At 62.4% G+C, this 2,804-nt stretch carries 2 protein-coding genes and 2 pseudogenes; 1 reads left to right on the top strand and 3 read right to left on the bottom strand.

Annotated elements, in window-relative coordinates; all coding sequences use genetic code 11:
• Positions 1-188 (bottom strand): annotated as a pseudogene (locus tag EN939_RS38180) (hypothetical protein); the annotation flags it as partial.
• A gap of 237 nt (positions 189-425) precedes the next feature.
• Between EN939_RS38180 and EN939_RS26325 the strand changes: the two are divergent.
• Complete coding sequence (locus EN939_RS26325) at positions 426-632, top strand: hypothetical protein (protein ID WP_164749017.1); 207 nt, start codon at positions 426-428, stop codon at positions 630-632.
• Positions 633-742: 110 nt separating this feature from the next.
• Here EN939_RS26325 and EN939_RS26320 read toward each other — a convergent pair whose 3' ends face one another.
• Complete coding sequence (locus EN939_RS26320; RefSeq protein WP_127270689.1) at positions 743-2,422, bottom strand: tetratricopeptide repeat protein; 1,680 nt, start codon at positions 2,420-2,422, stop codon at positions 743-745.
• 138 nt (positions 2,423-2,560) lie between these two features.
• Positions 2,561-2,804 (bottom strand): annotated as a pseudogene (locus EN939_RS39320) (hypothetical protein); the annotation flags it as partial.

The raw sequence follows: 2,804 nt of genomic DNA, 5'->3' as shown, positions 1-2,804 counted from the left end.
GGCGAGCAGCGTGCACGATCCAGGAGGATTTGCGCCTTCAGCACGGTCGCACTGACGCCTTTCGCTTCGCTGCCGTCAAATTGGGCGTTGTTGACAGTGGCCGCGTCCAGTTTTGCCGCCGCCGTTGCGTCCCATGCCATGACGAGCATGGCGGCAGCGGCAAGAACGAGCCTGATCATGGAGGTCACACTCCTGTATGAGCACCTGCTTCTATGACGTCGCACGGCCGATCTGGTTCCATTCCCCTGGCTGCGTCCGACTGCCGAGTGCCGATGCGCCGCAGCGAACCCGGACCAGGGAGCACCCGGCGGTGGCGCGGGTGCATTGTTGATAAGGGTCCGCCATCATCCAGATGGATGGCGACTCTCGCCAGCGCATGTGTTGGCTTCAATCGAAGCGCAGCTCGGTGACCGAGGAGAGCCAGCATGCAATTTCCTGCCCAGAAGGACAGAAGACCGGCAGCCGAGGATGAGCGCCAGGCCCGGCTTGAGAAAACAGCCAGGCTCAAGCAGCTTCGGTCCTATGCTTCCTGGCTTTTGTCCGACCCAAACGCCCAACTTCACGATGAGATAGACTGCTCGGTGCTGATCGAGGAAGGCGTGGTACGAGACAAAGCGTGGAGCCTGGGCTGATCGGCAGGTGACACGACCGGGCGGCGAGGTTTCCACCGCCAACGATGATCGGCCGACAATTTGTTTGGCGAGCCGATCGGCCGCAACAATGGCGGCAGGCTGACTTCGCGTCAGTGACAGCAGCCTTGCTGCGCGCTCGTCCTGCACAGGCAGGACGAGGTGATCGGCACATCCGCCCTGGCCAGCGCCGCGGCAAGGCTTGTCTGCAATATCGGCAATTCATCAGTCTCGCCGCGCCGATTCAGGCATTCCACCAGCCCGTGCAGTGCCCAGACATTGTTCGGGTGCTGGGCGCAGCGCTGCACCGTGCCGCTCAGGCCCAAATCGTCGCGATAGACCTGTTCTGCTTCCTGCGCGTGGCCCTGGTCGAGAAGCAGCGCCGCCAGCGCATGGCGCGGCGGGTGCATCCAGGCCCACGGTTCGGTGTAGGACAAATTGTCGTCAAGCTCGACCGCCTGCCGCAAATGGCCATAGGCCTCGTCATGCCGGCCCTGATGGTACGCCAGCTCGCCGTCGAGCAGGGCGACACCGACAGCCAGCGAAGCCTGCGCCGGGTTGCTGAGGAAGCGCCGCTCGGGCGCAATGCCTTTCAGATGCCGATGGAACACTTCGCGCTCGCGCTCGGCTTCAGCGAAATTCCCAAGCGTCGCATGCGCCACACCCTTGGCGTAGTGCTGCATGGCCGCCGTCAGCACATAGAGGCCTGGCTCCGCGGTCGCCGGTTCGTCGATGATCTCCTGCCAGCGGCCGAAGCGCACTTGCACATGCGATTTCATCGCATGGTAGCCTTCCACCGTCTGCGTGAGCTTGGGCCGGCCGGGGATGGCGACCACGTCGCGCGCGACCAGGCTGCGCACTCGATCGGCGGCCCACAGTGCAGGCTGGTACTGGCCCGACAACATGCAGGTGAACATCATCAGGTGCAGATCGTGGCAGCAGCCGAGCAAATAGTAGGTCGGCTCGTCCGCATAGGCGAGATAGAGGTCGTTGGCGCGTACCGCCTTTTCGCTGGCGCGTTTGGCTTTCTCATACTCGCCGCACAGCACATAGATGTGCCCCGGCATGTGGTTCATGTGCCCGGCATCGGGGCACATTTCGCCGAGCAGATCCGCTGACCGCATGCCGCGCTCCGGCATGGTGGACATTTCCAGCAGATGGATGTGCAGGTGGACGATCGCCGGATGCTGTGCTGCGCCGGCCTCATCGGCAAGCCGGACCGACCGTTCGCAGACGTCGAGCGCCTCGACGACATCGGAATTCGGCGCCGGCGCGCCGGTCTTGAGGTTCCACAGCCGCCGCACCGTGCGCATCATCAGCGCTTCGACCAGCAGTGCCATCACATCATGGTCGTCGGGACAGTCCCGATACACAAGCCGCATCGCGGCGGCATAGCTATCATCCCACCGTTCGAATTCCTCTGGGCTCACCCGGTATGGCTTCTGAAAGCGGGCGGCCAGCGCCTCGATCAGCCGCTTCTCGATCTCGTTGGCGGAAGCCGCATTGGCCCGGGCCAGCTGGACATGCTCGAAGCAGCGCTTGGTCGCGCTGTCGGCCTCGGCCTCGCCATGTTCTTTCCAGGTCAGATTGTAGAAAGGTCCGGCGGCATAGGCGATGCCCCAATGCACCATCGGACATTTAGGATCTGTTTCGAGCGCCTTCTCAAAACACTTGATGCCTTCCTCATGGTTGAAGCCGTAGCACCAGTTGAGGCCAACATCGAACCAACGCTGGGTTTCTGAAGAACGAGTGGAGATGGGACGGCGGTAGGTGCCGAGGTCGAAGCGGTCCATGTGGTCTCATTTCAATTCTGATTGCCAGCGAGCCAGCTCTGGTCAGACTACCTTCGCCATCAATGTGTGCCGAAACTGGCAGGCATGGCAAACGCAACGAGTGCCATCGCTGCTTGCATTTGGATACTGTCGCCGCTCTTAGCTGGTCTCTGGAGGCGGTGTTTCATTTTGCCAGCCGGCCAGCTCAGGCAGGTCGTCAAGCCAGCTTTTCTCGCTCACCAAGGCATCGCCGGTCTGCGGGTCGGCCTCGGCGGCGTTTTGAATGAGCCAGTCCATCCACTTGCGATAGGCAGCCGGGTCCAACTGAGGCGGCAACACCTTGGCCTTGGCCAGCATGCGTTTGCGGAAACTCACCTGCCTGCGGAGTTTTGTCGTCGTGAAT

It is taken from the genome of Mesorhizobium sp. M7A.F.Ca.CA.002.05.1.1 (assembly GCF_003998335.1).
Taxonomy (GTDB): Bacteria; Pseudomonadota; Alphaproteobacteria; order Rhizobiales; family Rhizobiaceae; genus Mesorhizobium.
Note: the sequence above shows the minus strand (reverse complement) of the source record. Positions and strands in the feature narration are given on the sequence as shown.